The following is a 17,620-nucleotide window of genomic DNA, read 5'->3' as shown; positions in this document are numbered from 1 at the left end:
TCCGAACAAAGAGAAATCACATGATCTTCCAAAAAAACATGTGGGAGGGGACGATTGAAAGTCCCCTTGTAATTTGACTTTCTTCGTCTCCTTTTGCACCTTTAGGAGGAAGAAAATATGTGTGGAATTGTAGGTTATATCGGTCAGCTTGATGCGAAAGAGATTTTGTTAAAAGGATTAGAGAAGCTTGAGTACCGCGGTTATGACTCTGCCGGTATCGCTGTGGCGAATGAGCAGGGCGTGCATGTGTACAAAGAAAAAGGCCGCATCGCCGACCTTCGTGAAGTGGTGGATCACACGGTTGAATCTCAAGCGGGAATCGGCCATACACGCTGGGCGACTCACGGCGAACCAAGCTTCCTGAACGCTCACCCGCATCAAAGCGCACTCGGTCGCTTTACACTTGTTCACAACGGTGTGATCGAGAACTATGTTCAGCTGAAGCGCGAATATCTTGAAAACGTTGAACTGAAAAGCGACACGGACACTGAAGTAGTCGTTCAAATGATCGAGCAATTTGTGGCGGGAGGACTTAGTACAGAAGAAGCGTTCCGCAAAACACTGACTCTGTTAAAAGGCTCTTACGCAATTGCATTATTTGACGGTGAAAACACAGACACCATTTACGTTGCAAAAAACAAAAGCCCTCTGTTAATCGGCCTTGGAGATACGTTTAACGTCGTGGCATCTGACGCGATGGCTATGCTTCAAGTAACGAATGAATACGTTGAGCTTTTGGACAAAGAAATGGTGATCGTGACAAAAGACGAAGCCGTGATTAAAAACCTTGACGGTGAAGTCATGACACGTGCGTCTTATATCGCTGAGCTTGACGCCAGTGATATCGAAAAAGGCACATACCCTCACTACATGTTAAAAGAAACGGATGAGCAGCCGCTTGTTATGCGCAAAATCATCCAAACGTATCAGGACGAAAACGGCAGACTGGCCGTGGCCGGCGATGTCGCTGACGCCGTGGCGGAAGCGGACCGCATTTATATCGTGGCTTGCGGAACGAGCTACCACGCTGGTCTTGTCGGGAAACAATATATTGAAATGTGGGCAAACGTACCGGTTGAAGTGCATGTAGCGAGTGAATTCTCTTACAACATGCCGCTTCTGTCTAAGAAGCCGCTCTTTATCTTCCTTTCTCAAAGCGGAGAAACAGCGGACAGCCGCGCCGTGCTTGTTCAAGTCAAAGCGCTGGGTCACAAAGCGCTGACGATCACAAACGTTCCGGGATCAACGCTTTCCCGTGAAGCGGATTACACATTGCTTCTGCACGCAGGCCCTGAGATCGCGGTTGCATCAACAAAAGCGTATACGGCTCAGATTGCCGTGCTTGCGATCGTTGCGTCCGTTGCAGCAGAACGCAACGGCGTTGATATCGGTTTTGATTTGGTCAAAGAATTAGGTATTGCGGCAAACGCCATGGAAGCCCTCTGCGACCAGAAGGACGAAATGGAAATGATCGCACGTGAGTACCTGACTGTTTCAAGAAACGCTTTCTTCATCGGCCGCGGCCTTGACTACTTCGTATGTGTCGAAGGCGCCCTGAAGCTGAAAGAGATTTCTTACATCCAGGCGGAAGGCTTCGCCGGCGGCGAGCTGAAGCATGGAACAATCGCTCTGATTGAAGAAGGAACACCGGTATTTGCGCTGGCGACACAAGAACACGTCAACCTGAGCATCCGCGGAAACGTGAAGGAAGTCGCAGCCCGCGGCGCCAACACTTGCATCATCTCGCTGAAAGGCTTAGAAGACGCAGACGACAGATTCATCCTGCCGGAAGTCAACCCTGCGCTTGCTCCGCTGGTATCTGTTGTGCCATTGCAGCTGATCGCTTACTACGCTGCACTGCACCGCGGCTGTGACGTTGATAAACCGCGCAACCTTGCGAAGAGTGTGACTGTGGAATAAGGATTTGACAAGGAAAGAAAACAGTATGTTGTTTTAAATTCAAAGTTTGTATTGTTCCTGGAAAAAGTTGCACCGTTCTACCCCTTTAGATATACTCATCTAAAGGGGTATTTTCATGTCTAAACAGAAAACTAAGTAGAAAAATTGATTGAAAAAGGTATAGGAGCTAAAAAATACATAAACTGGAGCTAAACATTCAAGTGTTAACTACAATAAGGATGCTCATCGTTTATAATAAATTGAATAAGGAAGATAGTAGGAGCCTTCTATCTGATATAAAACAATAATTATAACATTTAACTGAATATTTAGAAAATAATATTAGCATACAAGATAATCATTAGATTATATTATCAATGAAAGGTTGCAGATGAGTTAGAAATAAACCATCATACAGTTCTTAAAACAAAAGAACACATTGTTATGATAAAGGCTTAGGGAGACGAATAAATATTGGTTAGAAGGTTGTACAAAATCAATATACTGAGAAATATCAGTTAATGTTTTTGAAGTAGTTTTAAACCCATTCGAGATCTAGGTAATATTATCATCTTTACTTAAATCAAGAGAGTTGGAGAATTCGTAAAGGATATTTAAATGAATAATATAGAAGGCTCCTCAAATCTTATAATGCCGAAAATAAAAAGAAATTAATACCCGGGAATTCAGAAAAATACAGGGAAAAAGAGGTTTGATTATTACTATGTCTAATGAAGAGGTTTTATTAAATAAAGTTTTAGATGCGAGTTCTAATACAATTTGGGATGAATTGAAAAAGATAAGAGAGTCTTCAGAAATAGAAAAAAAGACTATTAGGCGTAGATGGATATGGGAACTAATTCAAAATGCATCAGACTGTACACCTAAAGGTAAGAAAATAGATATAAAAATTGATTACTCTAATAATCAAATCATATTTAGTCATAATGGACTGCCATTTTCGTATGAAAATTTATTAGATTTAATCACACAAATCTCATCTAAGCAAAGTTCAGAAGAAAAGAAAACAGGAAAATTTGGAACAGGTTTTATGTCGACTCATTTATTATCAGAGGTTGTACGAATTGAAGGGTCGTTTAGCCAAGAAGATAGTAGGTATACAAAATTTGAGTTCATTGTTGATAGGTCAGGAGATGATTATAGCGATATTAAGAATAAAACAAAAATTATGCTAGAACAATTAGATCTTGTAAGCAGAAATCAAGAGGAATTACAAGAAGAGTATGAGGATACAAAATTCGTTTATTTAATACAGGATGATGACATAAAAGAAGCAGTAGAGGAAGGGATAGAAGATTTAAAAGAGACTATTCCTTATGTATTAACTTTTAATAAGAATATCAACTCTATTACATACAATGGTGATTGTTACAAAAAGGAGAAAGTAGAAACTTCACGTTCAAATAACAAGCTAAAAGCTGTTCAAATTAACGTTTCTGATAGTATTAAAGAGTTGCTAATATTAAATGAAAATAATGTAACTATTGGTTGTGCTATTGAACGTAAAGACAAGAAATTATATTTCTTACCAATTCCTGATGCCATGCCAAGGGTCTTTTGTGAATTTCCTCTATTAGGAACTGAAAAATTTAGTTTTCCTATAGTAGTTAATTCAGGATTATTTGAAGTAGAAAGGGACAGAAATGCTATTAGAGATAGCAATCCAGTAAATAATGAATTAATAAAGGTAGCTGTCTCTTTATACAAGGAATTAATAGATTATTGTTCAGAAAGTAAAAGGACAAGAAATGAATTTAATATTTGCATTTTAAAACCCTCTACTTCATCAAATATTCAGGCTTATAGCTATAAAGAAATTAAAGAGCATATTGAGAAGAGTCCAATTGTTCCTATCCATAATCATTTGGAAGATTTGAAACGATTAGCATTTAAGGATAATAATGGTAACGTAGCAATAGGCATACCAAAAACAAAAAAAAGCACACATAAGGACTTACTTTGGGATGTTTTATCTAATTATAACGGAGTATCGATACCAACTAAAGATACTTACTTAGGCTGGGCGGAGGTTTTTGGAGAGAATGCTGGATTCTCTTGGATAAACGATATTTTTGAAGATTCAAATATTGATAAATTAGTTGCTTGTTTGAATGATAAGACTCTATATGCAGAGTGGTTAAATGCATTTTTTTCTCTTTGGATTAAGGATGCAGGTATTGATGAAGTTGTAAAATCGGCATTTGTACCGAATCAAATTAATGAATTTGTACAGTTCGCCTGTATTTATCTTGATAAAAATATAGATCAAGAATTAAAACAGATCTTAACATTATTGGGTGAGAAAATTGAAGGACAGTTATTGAAACTAGATATTATTTCATTTGAACACTATTTCGAAGAACACCCCAAAAAAATTAAGACTAATGAAATATGCTCTGATCAAATTGAGCTCAAAGTATCAAAACTTCTCAGTGAGGAAACTATTGACAGGATAGAAAGAAATGAATCTACCCAAAAAATATTTAATAGATTAACTAATTGGTTCCTATCAAATCCTGAAAAATCAAAAAAATGGTTTGGGAATTTATATTCAAAGAGAATGATGTTATCTTCTCCAGAAGAAAATCTGAGAAGATATAGAATAGCGGAAAAAATAGAGGAAAATAACATTAAGTTTGAAGAATTAGATGAAATTATTAATAATCGAGATAAAATAATGGAGATTGTAACTAACTCTGAACTGAGTAAAGAAGATATTATCAATCAATTAAAACATGTTATTACCTCATCCGAAGAAATGAAACGCTATGTTGAGAAATTACTACATAGAAGTACAGAAAATATTTTTAAGTATTTAAGCAGACTTAAAGATTATACACTTCCGGCAACTTTAGAAGAATGGATGAATGAAAAGTATTCTGATACAGTATTTCCGGCTAAGTATAACGGAAATGATTTTAGAATCATTATTCGTCCAAGTGATTATCAAAAAATAATATTTTATTATGATGAAGAATTAGAGGCTTTAGATGATGTCAACTATCAATTATGGACGGATGATGGAGAAGTACAACGAATGGTTACTTTAGGTGATTTGCTTAAAACAACAGGTATATCTAAAATTCCATTGACTAAGTTATAAGAGAGGTACTTTTTAGTGTTTAGAACAATTAAAGATATTGAAAACAAAATAAGTACAAATAATAGACAGAATACAACATATATACACCCAATTGCGAGTCATGAAGAAATAGCAAAATTAATTGTTGCATACTCGAACAGTAACGGTGGAGATATAGTCTTTGGAATACGAGATGATGGAAAAAGATTAGAAATAAAGAATTTTCCCTTTAGATTTGGTTTGGAGAGAGTTCAAAATTTGATAGAGGGTATTATAAATATTAAAAGTGAGTACTTTACTTTAAAAGACATTAGGCTATATTATATTTCTATTAATAAAGCAGAGGAATTAGTAACAGTAAATAAAACGATTTATAAAATTGGTGATAGTGGAGTGGCTGAACAGATGAAGAACCAGAAGATATTTATTTCATATTGTTGGAATGATGTAGCGTTTGCTGATTTAATTGATAATGATTTCAAAAATATGGGGTATACTTTGACTAGAGATGTTCGAAACATTGAGTTTAAAGATAGTATTAAAGATTTCATGAAAACTATTGGGAAACACGATTTTGTTATTAGTATTATTAGTGACCAATATTTAAAATCAGTAAATTGTATGTATGAGATATCTGAAGTTATGCGTTCGCGTGAATATAAAGAGAAAATGTTATTAGTTATACTAAAAGATTCTGATAAAGAATTTGTACCTTCACTTTCAGAGATACCGACTACAATTGCAGCTAATATATATTCTTTTGAGCAAAGGATAGGATATATATCTTATTGGGAAGAGAAAGAGAAGGCATACTCGGAAATGATTCAGAAAATAACTCAAGATACAAATAAGATTGAACCTTTACAGGAGTTAAAAAGAATAAAGAGTATCACAAATAACGTCAGTGAATTTTTATCTGATATAAGTGATTGGAACAATACTAATTTAAGTGACCTAAAAGCATCTGACTATACAGCTTTTATAAAAGAAATTAACCAAAGTGTTAACTAAATGATTGCTTTGAATTTAGTTAATGCCATATACATAGTGGGAAATTGATATTTTATATCAATCTTTTTTATAAAACCAAACTCCACACAAAAATCAAACCCACGCATTTTGATCAAACTTTGTTCAAAATGTGTGGGTTTCTTCTATTATAAAATCAACGTTTGCAAAATGCTTTTAATTGAACTTTATTCGAAAGCTGCATTATTAGCCAGAGGGGTTTTTTTAATGCGGAAATGAGAAATACATACTCTTTGCGATTGTAAAGAAATCCCCTTTTATATATTGAAAAGGATTAACACCTGCTTTATAATACGAGATGCATTCCGGTTAACATCCATAAATGTAATCATTAGTAAATTGTTTTGTGCATGCCTCATCGGAAAGTAATCACCTCCAGCAATTTTCATCATGAATAGTCCATTATATAAATGTAATCAATCGATTACAATTTCACATTATGCTTAAGACTTTAAAATCCCTTTTGTATTTGTCGACTCCTGATCCATTATGAATACCTCGACTAGATATAAAAATAACAACATTTTTACAATAATCCGGTTCAATTCTTAAAAAAGTCCTGACAGCAATGATAGGAGTGGAATGATGTCAAACCTTTTAGAAATCAGAAACATCAGCAAATCTTTTGGCCATAAAGCAGTTTTAAAGGATGTTACATTCAATGTGCCTGCCGGATCAATTGTCGGTTTTATCGGTGATAACGGCGCAGGCAAGTCAACAACATTTAAAACGATATTAGGATTAATCTCTCAGGATAGAGGTAAAGTGAAAATTTTTGGTAAAGAGAATCTGGATAAACATATAAAGTTCAAAGAAGATATTGGGGTCGTATTTGATGCGATGAATCTTCCTGCGCACCTTACGATAAAGCAGCTGAATCATGTATTTAAGAAACTATTCGACGCTTGGGACCAAGATCATTTTTACCGGTTGGTTCATTCTTTCTCTTTACCTATGGACAAAAAAGTGAATACATTCTCGCGCGGTATGTCAATGAAGTTATCCGTAGCTGTTGCTTTGTCGCATAATGCAAAATTATTACTTTTGGATGAAGCAACGGGAGGGCTTGATCCCTCTTCAAGAGATGATCTGTTAAATGAATTAAAAAGCTTTGTGAGTAAAAGCAACGGCGGTATTTTACTTTCATCGCACATTATGACTGATGTCGAGAAGATAGCCAGCCATATCATTATTATGAAAGATGGCGAAATTTTATTAAATGAAGAGAAAGATAAGGTTCTTGAAAGCTATACTGTTATAGACGTTGATGAAGGCCAATTGGCTGAGCTTGACGAAGATATCGTTCTAGCAAAAAGGAAACATGGATCTTATTGGAGTGTGCTTGTATCGGATCAACAGAAATTGCCGAATGGCGTAACGGCCAACACCATTTCCATAGAAGAAATCAGCGTCTTTTTAACGAGGAGTGAAAACATTGAGAGGTCTGTTACTGACTAACTATTACCTGGTTTATCGAAGTTTCTTTGCATACACGGGGTTGGCCATATTGGTATCAGCAGTCATTTTTTATTTTGGGGATGCTTCAATGCATCGTTTTGTTGCTATGCTGATTATTTTGTTTGTCGTCATGCCCGCACTTGAGGTTATAAAGTATGAGAGCAAGTCTGGCTATGACAGGTATGTCCTGACTTTACCGGTCAGCAGAACAAATATTGTTCAAAGCCACTATTTCTTTTATCTTTTGATTGTTGTGATCGGAGCCGTACTATCTTATGGTGTTTTCTTTGTATACAGCCTGGGATCTGATGAACCGATTGACAGCATATTTAATATTGTCTCTTTTGGAACGTTCATCGTTCTCTTTGCCGGTGCAATCGTTTATCCTCTTCTCTACATGATAGGCCCGGAAAAATCCGATGCTATTGTAATTGGAGGGGCAATGGGGGGACTTTTTGCTACCTTTGGATTGCAAAGTGTCGTTGGGTATGTAGCAGAACAAATACCGCTGTCATTTTTGCACATAAATCCTTCTTTATATGTTCCGGTTATATATCTCATGATCGGCGTTATCTTATATATCATTTCATTTTTCATTGCCGCAGCTATATATCATAAAAAAGAATTTTAGCAACTGATCAAGTTATAACAGGATAAGACATGGCACGGGCTCATAAATTCACTTTAACTCCAAGCAGACAGCCGCCCGCCCAATGGGCGGCTGTTCTTCTAATTAAAACTGCGTTGTCACATCGTACTCATAATCAATCTTCAATTTTACATTTTTCATAGTCGATTTTGCTGTTGCAAGTGTGTTGTATTTAAAATTCCAGATGCTTGCCGCTGAGAGGTTATCATCCAGTGTAATACCGTAATTCCCTTGTGTGGAGCTGTTTGCAAGTGCACGGTGCCACACTTTATTTTCTTCCGACATGATGTAGTGGCTTGTATTTCCTTGGCTTGGTGTTTGGGTTGCGGTGGTGTTGATTCTTTTCACTGTGGCGTCTCTTGGAATGCTTGTCTGTTTGGTTAAGTCGAGTCTAAGAACAGTTGAATCTGATCCATTCGGACTGAGGCTTGTGTTCCCTTTATTTTCAGCTGTACCGCTGAATGAGAAGGTCTCACTGCCGGATTTGATTCGGTCGTAAATAGAGAGTGTAAAGTACATATCGTCAGTGTAGGAGCCGCGGGACACTTTCACGTAGAACGTCTCGTTATTTTCTTTCGCATCTGTATTCGCATAGATAAAAGGTAGCGCCGTATCAGGATTTATCACTTCTGTGCCTTTACTGATCAGTACTTTATTTTTATTATAAATTTCAATGTCCATTCCCTTGTATTCACTTCTTGTTGAACTCCTGACATAAAGTCTTTCTCCCTTATTTGCCGTGAAAGTGAAATACGAATCTTTTTCCCCTTTTGGCAATATGGCAGTATCAATATTTTTATATTTCCAGTAGCCTACTGGATTGGCAGTTTCAAATGAATGATTTCCTGTAATGGCGCTTATTTGTGATGAGTTCTTTTGAGACGCAGAGGCTGAGGCTGAAGGTGCAAACAATACGCCTGATAATAAGATTGCACTGACAAATAGTATAGATATATACTTTTTCATGGAAAATTCCTCCTTTTTGACTACATCATACATAAAAACCCTCATGATGTAAACATTTGTTATTTTAGGTTAAAATCAACTGGGAAACAGCCGATACAAACACTAGAACATCATCTCAAGCGGAGGTTAAAAACATGCGCCTAAACGCTCGTTATATAAAAAATCAAGTAATGGCTCAGCAAGTGCTTCAGCGGTATTCTTCCAAAACAAATGTGAAAGATGCGGCAAAAGGGCCGGACAGCTTATTGATTCAGGCAGGCGGGACCCGCGATCTGAGCCAGGTGAATTATTCAAGGAGCGGTGTCACTGAGAAAGGGAGCAGCCTGTCCCGTTTATATCAATCTGCAAATCAGAAAACGATTACGGATAATGGGAAAGAGACGGTAATAGACGCTAATAATCCGTATGAGTCTGAGAGTGATATTGCGAGCAAGATTCTTGATGAGAAATACAGCCGTATCAATGAAATCAATAAACGAAAACCAGATCCTTTGCATTATATTAAGGATAAATACCAGCGTGCCGATTCACCTTATTTCAGAAGTGATTTATCAGAATCGGAGCGTCAGGCCGCTTATCATAATGAAACGGAATGGCTGTTTAAGGGGAAAGCCCAAAGCTATGATTTCCGTGATGCGGCGTTTCGGGGTGAAACGCTCAGCGGAGAGATTGAGGGAGAAAATGAAAAGGTGTTTCAGCGCGGGCAGGTCAATCAGCAGATAGATATGCTTTTTCATCGGAATCATATTCAGATTCCGGAGGGTGCGAATCTTACATTTACGATATCACCGATTGATTATCTGTTAAAAGTGAGCGGGACTGACGATAAAGATCTCACTCAGCAGATTGAAGCCGTCTTAAACTCCGGGGAAAACAGCAAAGAGCTGTTTGCGCACATCATTCGCAGCCGGAGTGATGACTCCTCGCAGTTTACGCCGGAAACATATGAGAAATATCAAGTCGTTCGGGAAATGTATGAGGTGACCGGCTATCATCTGAAAGACTTGCAGATCGTGGACGGAAAGTACGTCACAGAAGACGGACGCGACCTTTTAGACGTCTATAAGGAAGCGCTGCAGCACGATCCTTTGCTGAAACATACGGCGGCAGAAGCGGCCGCCCATTACGGACAGGGGCTCACGAAGCTTGCGAGAACGGGTTATGATGCAATTCCTGATTTGGTTCTGTCCATTGAGTATAAAAACGGATCTCTGCGTGATGTCGGCCAAAGCAGGCAATACGGATCTGGGGATACAGATTGGCTTTCTGAATGGAAACGGGAGCTGGGTGTGCGTATATAAATTGAGAAAAAAGCTGACAAATGATGCCGTCAGCTTTTCTTTATGCGTTTACTTAAAACTCCTCATACTCCGCCGGGTCTTGGCCGTTTATGCGTCCGTCGGGGCGGGTAAGCGAGTCGATAATGCTCATGTCGTTTTCATCAAGGGAGAAATCAAAAACGGAGATGTTTTCAAGCTGGCGCTCGGGCGATGCTGATTTTGGAATCGGGATGGCGCCCAGCTGGATATGCCAGCGTAAAATGACTTGGGAAATGGTTTTGCCGTATTTGTCCGCAATCCGTCCGAGTTTTTGATCGTTCAATACTTCGCCGGCGCGGGATAACGGACTCCATGATTCTGTCACGATGCCCTGTTCTTCGTGCCATTGGCGCTGCTGCTGCTGATTAAAAGCGGGATGCAGTTCTATTTGGTTGATGCCTGGCTTTACGCCGGTTTCACGTTCGAGCCGTTCGATATGCTCAGGCAGGAAATTGCAGACGCCGATGGATCGGATCAGACCCCATTTTTTCGCATCAATCAGTGCCTGCCATGCTTCCGTGTAGCGGTCTTGTTTCGGATTCGGCCAATGGACGAGATACAGGTCATAGTAGTCCAGACCGGCGCGGTATAAAGATTCTTGGATGGTTTGTACAGCTTTGTCATAGTCATGGTAGCGCCCGGGCAGCTTGGACGTCACGTATAGCTGTTCTCTCGGAACAGAGCTTCTCTTGATGGCTTCTCCGACCGATCCTTCATTTTCATAGTTATAAGCGGTGTCAATCAGACGGTAGCCGATATCAATGGCGCTGGTAATGGCATGAACGCCGTTGTTTCCGTTAAGAGCGTATGTACCGAAGCCGATCGCGGGAATGCTTGTCCCATCCAGCAGTTTCTTTTGCGGAATTGCTCCAGTCATCATTAAATCCCTCCTTGTTTTCTACTTTACCATTATTCTTACAAATGAAACATAATAATGGAAGGAAATGAGATGATCCGCACATGAAAAAAGCTGACGGAGAACCGTCAGCTTTAAATTTGAAACATCCATGCTACGACGGGGCCGAAGACCGACCCTAACACGGCGCAGAGCGTCATGGAAACAGAGCTCATGGAGACCGTTAATTCTCCGTACTCCATTGCTTTTGAGGTGCCGAGCGCATGGGAAGCGCTCCCGAATGCAATTCCTTTCCCGAGTGAGCTGCGAATGCGGATCCACTTGAGAAGCAGCGGTCCTAAGATAACGCCGGAAAACCCTGCGATCATGACGAACACGACTGTCATGGAAGGGACACCGCCGATACCGGACGCAATCTGTATGGCGACAGGCGTCGTAATTGATTTTGGGATAATTGACAAAATCAAACTCCGGCTGATGCCGAACAGCTCTGCAAATAGCAGGCCGCTGACCATTCCGGAGAATAAACCGGCCAACACGCCGCCGATGATCGGAAACATATACTTGATTAACACCCGGCGCTGCTTATAAAGCGGGTATGCCAAAGCCACCACGGCGGGGCCGAGCAGTGAATTGATCCATTGTCCGCCGATCATATAGTCTTTATACGAAATATGAAAAACAAGCAGCACGGCGATAATGAAAATCGTAGTCGTCAAAACCGGTATGAGAAAGGGATATGGAAAGCGCACATATAATTTCACCATAGCCAGATAGGCGGCGGCCGTGAACAAAATTATAAGGATTGCGATACATGCTTGCTGCACTTCTTTTTCTCCTTTCTCTGATTGGCTTTGTGCTCTAACAGCTGGCTGGCGTACCCTGCGGCGATCATTGTGACGATGGTGCTCAGCACGATGATCAGAAACAGAGCAGCCCCGCTGGCGGAAAACAGTGACGGGTAATTGATGACGCCCGTCATGGCCGGAATGAATAACAGCGGAAGAAAAGACAGCAAAAATCCGGCTCCGTCTTCAATCATTTTGACGGGAATGATCTTAACCGATAAACATATGATCAGCAGGATCAAACCGATGATACTTCCGGGAATGGGCAGGTGAAAGAACTGCTGAACGGCTCCCCCGATAAAGGAAAATGCGAATAAAATAATGATTTGCAAGATGATGCGTATGACTTTCACGACAATGCTGTTCTTTGGAGAAGAGCAGCTTCCCCCTTTCTTGATGCTTCGATATGTTTCTTTACTTTTTGCGCATATATTTGTACTATACAAATATATGTATGCAAAATCTTTCTATATGTTTTCTTAGTAAATATGCATATGTTTGTATTATACAACTAATATTGCTGTTGTCAATTGTAAGGAGTGAGGCTGTTGTCAAAACAAGATCCGATTGAATTAATTGAATATGAGCTCACCACTTTTATCAGGAGAGCTGTTTATCTTGATAACTCCGACCGTAAAATCGGACATCTGGAAAGGGCTGCGTATTTGTTATTACGGCAGCTGGATGAATTCGGACCGGCGCGTGTAAAGGAATTAGCCGAATCTTTTAAGCTGGATATTTCCACATTGTCACGCCAGGCCGCGGCCTTGGAGTCGAAAGAGCTGATCCAGCGTTTTTCCGATCCTTCTGACGGGCGGGTCAGTCTGTTTGCGATTACGAAGCTTGGCAAACAGAGGTTAAAAGCTGATAAAAAGATGCGTCTTGATCGATACCGACATATGCTTGACGATTGGTCAGGCGATGAAAAAGAAAAGTTCGGCCGGCTTTTGCTGCGGCTGAATGAGGCATTTATCGATTAATGCATGATTTTTGCCGGTTAAGCAGGATTATGGCGTATACAAGGGAGAATGGAAGAGAGTAAGACTTTACGCCATTCTGCTTAGCAAAAATAATATTGAATAGGGGGCGGAACATGTTTCTCCAGGGGACATCCTGTTTCTCGGAGGCTGCAGCATTTATTATCTTAATATTCATAATTCAATAAAAATGAAAGCGCTTTATTTTTAGTTTGTTGATTTAGGGTGCAAGGTGTTTACCTGAAAAAAACAATTGTATTTTCCACGGAAATTTATTATGATGGAATAAGGAAATTGGAGATTATATAACAATAGAAAGATAGAATATTTCTAATATTGCGGGAAATGAAGAGTGAGTTAGGTTCAACAGGTGCACCTTCTGCTTCATTATTTCACATATATCAGAGCTGTTAAGAGGAGGAAGCGAAGTGGCAAACAAAGAATTAAAGAGAGGCTTAGGCGCGCGTCATGTACAGATGATTGCGCTGGGCGGCACGATCGGTGTTGGTTTATTCATGGGGTCATCCAGCACGATCGGATGGACCGGGCCGTCTGTCCTGCTGGCTTATGCGATCTCGGGTATCTTTATCTTTTTTATCATGCGTGCGATGGGCGAAATGCTCTATGTAGAGCCGAGTACAGGGTCGTTTGCGACGTTCGGCCATAAGTATATACATCCGTTAGCCGGCTATATGACGGCGTGGAGCAACTGGTTTCAATGGGTGATCGTCGGGATGTCTGAAATTATCGCCGTCGGTTCGTATATGAAATATTGGTTTCCTGATCTGCCGGCATGGATTCCCGGCATTATCGCCATGGCCATTCTCGGTGCGGCGAATTTAATTTCGGTAAAATCTTTCGGTGAGTTTGAATTTTGGTTTGCCATGATCAAAATCGTCACCATTATTCTGATGATTGTGGCCGGAATCGGGATTATTTTCTTCGGTTTCGGTAACGGAGGGCATGCGATCGGATTATCTAATTTATGGTCGCACGGCGGTTTCTTTACGAATGGTTTTTCAGGATTTTTCTTTGCCTTGTCTTTGGTCGTTGCGGCCTATCAAGGGGTCGAACTGATCGGGATTACGGCAGGGGAAGCGAAGGACCCGCAAAAAACGCTGCGAAGCGCGATTCAGAGTATTATTTGGCGGATTTTAATTTTCTACATCGGTGCGATTTTCGTAATCGTTACCGTATATCCGTGGAATGAGCTTCACTCACTCGGCAGTCCGTTTGTTTCGACATTTGCGAAAGTCGGGATTACGGCGGCGGCCGGTTTGATTAACTTTGTTGTGATTACCGCTGCGATGTCCGGATGCAACAGCGGGATATTCAGTGCGGGACGCATGCTTTACACATTGGGCGTGAACGGACAGGCCCCGAAATTCTTTAAGAAAGTTTCTTCGAGCGGTGTGCCGATATTCGGTACGCTTGCGGTATTAATCGGACTTGTGATCGGTGTCGTGCTGAACTACATCGCGCCTCCGAAAATTTTTGTCTATGTGTACAGCGCGAGTGTGCTGCCGGGAATGATTCCGTGGTTCGTCATTTTAATCAGCCATCTCGGTTTCAGAAGAGCGAAGGGCGCTGAGCTTGATAAGCATCCGTTTAAAATGCCTTTTGCGCCGTTTACAAACTATTTGACGATCGCTTTCTTACTCATGGTATTGATCGGCATGTGGTTTAACAAAGATACGCGGATTTCGTTGGTTGTCGGGGTGATTTTCCTGGCGATTGTGACGGTCAGCTATTATGCGTTCGGTATCGGCAAGCGCATGCCTGGTGAAAAATCGAAAATAGAAGACGCTGTATAATTCAAAAAGACACCTCTCTTACAGGGGTGTCTTTTTCGGCTTGTCCGCGAGTGGTATACTGGTTAAAAAAAGCAGAACCGGGGGAAACATCGATGAGTCATTACCGTACGTTATTATTTGATATAGACAATACGCTGCTGGATTTTACCGCTTCAGAAACCGATGCTCTTCAAAAATTGTTTCAAGGTTCAAAGCTGGAGCTGACGGCAGAGGTGGAAGCCCGTTATAAAGCGTTAAATCAAGGGCTGTGGAAGGCGTTTGAAGAGGGGGAAATGACCCGCGATGAAGTGGTGAATACACGGTTTGCCCTTTTGTTTAAAGAATACGGCCTCGAAGCCGACGGCGTGCTGATGAATCAGGCGTACCGCCAATACTTAGAAGAAGGGCACCAGATGATAGACGGAGCTTATGAGCTGATTGAACGGCTGAGTCCTTTATTTGATTTATACATCGTGACGAACGGCGTCTCAAGATCACAATATAAGCGGCTGGGCGACTCCGGTCTGTATCCGTTCTTTAAAGATGTGTTTGTATCTGAGGACACGGGTTTTCAAAAGCCGATGAAGGAATACTTTGATTACGTGTTTGCGAGAATTCCCGGTTTTTCTGCCGAGGGCGGACTTATTATCGGCGATTCACTGAGCGCGGACATAAAAGGCGGTCAGATGGCGGGAATTGATACGTGCTGGTTTAATCCCGGAAAGAAAGCAAATGAGTCCGGAATCATCCCGACGTACGAGATTCATTCGCTTGATGAGCTGTATGATGTGCTGAACGTGGAGCGGAAAGCCGCTGCTCATTTGTAAGGAGAATTCGATGAAGATTGCACATACGAAGTTACTGATCAGGGGTTTTGCATTACTATCAATCTTTCATGCGATTCTTCAGCTTCCTCCCGGCCGGGGGGAGCTGAAGGTTTTTTTGTCTGTGCTCGTGATTATGCTGACGGCTAATGACTGCCTGCGGCCGCTATATATGAAGAGAAGGCCGGCTGTATATCAAGGCTCTTTTCTCCTGAGCAGCGTTATCGCGGGAGTTCTTTTGTACAATGTCTATAGTGTGGGGACACAGGCCGTAATGGTGCTTTTATTGGCGGAGGTGCTTATTACTGATAAGCAGATTTCGGCTGTTTTGTTAACGATGAATGCCGCCGCATTTGCCGCAGCTTTATACGCCGGCGGAGCGGGTGTCAGTGATATCGTGCCGCCATACTTCATCATGTTTGCGGTGATTTATTTATATCGGAAAAACCTGCAGGAGAAGTCGAAGGTTGAATTGCTGAACCGAGAGCTGAAGATCGCTAATGACACACTGAAGGAATATTCAGACCGGATTGAGGAACTGGCCGTTACGAAAGAAAGAACAAGAATTGCGCAGGAGCTGCATGATTCTCTCGGTCATTATCTGGCTGCTCTGAAAATGAATTTGGAATTTGCCGGGAAGACAGCCGGGCATCAGCCGGACAAAGTGAAGCAGATCATTCATAAGGCGCATGATCTTACGAAAGAATCCATTTTAAAGCTTCGCCAGGCCGTTATGCTGCTGCAGGGCTCTTTGCCGGGGCGGGGATTTGAGCAAGAGCTCCGTGACATTTTCAGCCATTTTCAAGAGGCGGGAGGCATACGCTTCGAGCTGGAGACGGACGCGGCGATAGAAGCGGAACAGCCGGATGTGAAGCATTGTCTTTATCAATCCGTTCAGGAAACGATTACGAATGCGATAAAGCATGGACATGCTTCATATGTTTCTGTCCGGATTCAAAAAAACCGAAACATGATATTGGCGCATATTCATAATAACGGCTCAGCCTGCGGAACGATCATAAAATCAAATGGTCTGAAAGGAATTGAGAAAAGAGCGGCCGCACTTGGCGGAGAGGCTGTTTTCTCTTCCGGGAAGGAAACGGGTTTTGACGTGAAAATAAGGATTCCATGCAAGGAGGAATAATCAAGTGAATGTCATGATTGCAGACGACCAGTCCATTGTGAGAGAGGGGCTGAAAATGATTCTGAGTCTTCATGAAGGAATTCAAATATCGGGAGAGGCTTCTTGCGGCGAAGAGGTTCTCCGGCTGCTTTCTCAAACTGAAACCGATGTGATTTTGATGGATATCAGAATGCCCGGTATGGACGGAATCGAAACGACAAAAGCGGTAAAAGCGCGATATCCGTCCGTAAAAGTCATCATTCTGACAACGTTTGAAGATGATCACTATATTTTTGCCGGGCTGAAAAGCGGAGCCGACGGCTATCTCTTGAAGGATGCTGATTCGGATGAAATGATCGACTCCCTTCAAGCCGTTTATGAAGGGAAGATGATGCTGAATCCCAAAATCACGGTTTCCGTCGTAAAAGCGCTGAACAATATGGAGATCCCTGCGGTGCAGAAAGAGCCGCGGACAAAGCTGAAGGAGATTCTCACGCCGAGAGAGCTTGATGTGGCGAAACACATTATGGAAGGCAAAAGCAATAAACGCATTGCCGCAGACTTATTTCTGACTGAAGGCACTGTGAAAAACTATGTATCCAGAATCCTCGATAAACTTGAAGTGTCAAACAGAACCGAGCTTACCTTATATTTGCAAAAATTGCTATAACCCCGCTTCACCCTCCTCTCTCCCTTTTTATCACTAAACATATGACGAAAGTAATACCCATATCGAGTACGAAAGTGAATAGAAAACAAGGATTGCCGAGAGTAGA

At 41.1% G+C, this 17,620-nt stretch carries 15 protein-coding genes; 11 read left to right on the top strand and 4 right to left on the bottom strand.

What is annotated here, in order from left to right; all coding sequences use genetic code 11:
* The first annotated feature begins 117 nt into the window (after positions 1-117).
* The 5 genes from glmS to ABK447_RS19720 all read left to right on the top strand — a co-directional run bounded on the left by glmS (position 118) and on the right by ABK447_RS19720 (position 8,120).
* Positions 118-1,920, top strand: coding sequence for a glutamine--fructose-6-phosphate transaminase (isomerizing) (gene glmS / locus ABK447_RS19740; RefSeq protein WP_007609074.1), 1,803 nt, complete (start codon positions 118-120; stop codon positions 1,918-1,920).
* A gap of 691 nt (positions 1,921-2,611) precedes the next feature.
* Positions 2,612-5,023 (top strand): ATP-binding protein, encoded by a 2,412-nt coding sequence (locus tag ABK447_RS19735; protein WP_132106656.1) that lies wholly within the window; start codon positions 2,612-2,614, stop codon positions 5,021-5,023.
* 15 nt (positions 5,024-5,038) lie between these two features.
* Complete coding sequence (locus ABK447_RS19730; protein ID WP_025650151.1) at positions 5,039-6,013, top strand: TIR domain-containing protein; 975 nt, start codon at positions 5,039-5,041, stop codon at positions 6,011-6,013.
* 603 nt (positions 6,014-6,616) lie between these two features.
* Positions 6,617-7,489 (top strand): ABC transporter ATP-binding protein, encoded by an 873-nt coding sequence (locus ABK447_RS19725; protein ID WP_025650152.1) that lies wholly within the window; start codon positions 6,617-6,619, stop codon positions 7,487-7,489.
* The gene (locus ABK447_RS19720) at positions 7,467-8,120 is read left to right on the top strand and encodes an ABC-2 transporter permease (protein WP_025650153.1); all 654 of its coding nucleotides are present in this window, start codon (positions 7,467-7,469) and stop codon (positions 8,118-8,120) included. The genes ABK447_RS19725 and ABK447_RS19720 overlap by 23 nt, the downstream gene beginning before the upstream one ends.
* A gap of 102 nt (positions 8,121-8,222) precedes the next feature.
* Here the strand turns inward: ABK447_RS19720 and ABK447_RS19715 are convergent, their stop codons facing one another.
* A complete protein-coding gene (locus tag ABK447_RS19715) occupies positions 8,223-9,104 on the bottom strand; it encodes a hypothetical protein (protein WP_041481998.1) in 882 nt (293 codons plus the stop codon).
* Positions 9,105-9,238: 134 nt separating this feature from the next.
* Here ABK447_RS19715 and ABK447_RS19710 point away from each other — a divergent pair, with 134 nt between their 5' ends.
* Positions 9,239-10,405: a DUF4885 family protein gene (locus tag ABK447_RS19710; RefSeq protein ID WP_094031450.1), complete on the top strand. Its 1,167-nt coding sequence runs from the start codon at positions 9,239-9,241 to the stop codon at positions 10,403-10,405.
* A 52-nt stretch (positions 10,406-10,457) separates the two neighbouring features.
* Here the strand turns inward: ABK447_RS19710 and ABK447_RS19705 are convergent, their stop codons facing one another.
* The 3 genes from ABK447_RS19705 to ABK447_RS19695 form a co-directional block, all read right to left on the bottom strand.
* Positions 10,458-11,303 carry an aldo/keto reductase gene (locus ABK447_RS19705; protein ID WP_079891478.1) on the bottom strand — a complete coding sequence of 282 codons (846 nt, stop codon included), beginning with the start codon at positions 11,301-11,303 and terminating at the stop codon, positions 10,458-10,460.
* A 110-nt stretch (positions 11,304-11,413) separates the two neighbouring features.
* A complete protein-coding gene (locus ABK447_RS19700; RefSeq protein WP_007408978.1) occupies positions 11,414-12,106 on the bottom strand; it encodes an LrgB family protein in 693 nt (230 codons plus the stop codon).
* Positions 12,076-12,480: a CidA/LrgA family holin-like protein gene (locus tag ABK447_RS19695; protein ID WP_003156751.1), complete on the bottom strand. Its 405-nt coding sequence runs from the start codon at positions 12,478-12,480 to the stop codon at positions 12,076-12,078. The genes ABK447_RS19700 and ABK447_RS19695 overlap by 31 nt, the downstream gene beginning before the upstream one ends.
* Positions 12,481-12,675: 195 nt before the next feature.
* Between ABK447_RS19695 and ABK447_RS19690 the strand changes: the two genes are divergently transcribed.
* The 5 genes from ABK447_RS19690 (at position 12,676) to ABK447_RS19670 (ending at position 17,514) form a co-directional block, all read left to right on the top strand.
* Positions 12,676-13,107, top strand: a complete 432-nt coding sequence (locus ABK447_RS19690; protein ID WP_011996235.1) for a MarR family winged helix-turn-helix transcriptional regulator — start codon at positions 12,676-12,678, stop codon at positions 13,105-13,107.
* 425 nt (positions 13,108-13,532) lie between these two features.
* Positions 13,533-14,918, top strand: a complete 1,386-nt coding sequence (locus tag ABK447_RS19685) for an amino acid permease (RefSeq protein WP_349909127.1) — start codon at positions 13,533-13,535, stop codon at positions 14,916-14,918.
* A gap of 92 nt (positions 14,919-15,010) precedes the next feature.
* Positions 15,011-15,724: a YjjG family noncanonical pyrimidine nucleotidase gene (locus tag ABK447_RS19680; protein ID WP_007408981.1), complete on the top strand. Its 714-nt coding sequence runs from the start codon at positions 15,011-15,013 to the stop codon at positions 15,722-15,724.
* A 10-nt stretch (positions 15,725-15,734) separates the two neighbouring features.
* Positions 15,735-16,865, top strand: a complete 1,131-nt coding sequence (locus ABK447_RS19675) for a sensor histidine kinase (RefSeq protein WP_221664228.1) — start codon at positions 15,735-15,737, stop codon at positions 16,863-16,865.
* Positions 16,866-16,869: 4 nt separating this feature from the next.
* Complete coding sequence (locus tag ABK447_RS19670) at positions 16,870-17,514, top strand: response regulator transcription factor (RefSeq protein WP_025284154.1); 645 nt, start codon at positions 16,870-16,872, stop codon at positions 17,512-17,514.
* Positions 17,515-17,620: the final 106 nt, after the last annotated feature.

This window comes from Bacillus sp. hwrm1, assembly GCF_040207805.1.
Lineage (GTDB): Bacteria > Bacillota > Bacilli > Bacillales > Bacillaceae > Bacillus > Bacillus velezensis.
This window is presented reverse-complemented; position numbering and strand designations above follow the sequence as displayed.

Coding starts and splice junctions, on each gene's coding strand:
- ABK447_RS19710 (WP_094031450.1), top strand. CDS start 9,239: ATGCGCCTAAACGCTCGTTATATAAAAAATCAAGTAATGGCTCAGCAA.
- ABK447_RS19705 (WP_079891478.1), bottom strand. CDS start 11,303: ATGATGACTGGAGCAATTCCGCAAAAGAAACTGCTGGATGGGACAAGC.
- glmS (WP_007609074.1), top strand. CDS start 118: ATGTGTGGAATTGTAGGTTATATCGGTCAGCTTGATGCGAAAGAGATT.
- ABK447_RS19715 (WP_041481998.1), bottom strand. CDS start 9,104: ATGAAAAAGTATATATCTATACTATTTGTCAGTGCAATCTTATTATCA.
- ABK447_RS19725 (WP_025650152.1), top strand. CDS start 6,617: ATGTCAAACCTTTTAGAAATCAGAAACATCAGCAAATCTTTTGGCCAT.
- ABK447_RS19675 (WP_221664228.1), top strand. CDS start 15,735: ATGAAGATTGCACATACGAAGTTACTGATCAGGGGTTTTGCATTACTA.
- ABK447_RS19680 (WP_007408981.1), top strand. CDS start 15,011: ATGAGTCATTACCGTACGTTATTATTTGATATAGACAATACGCTGCTG.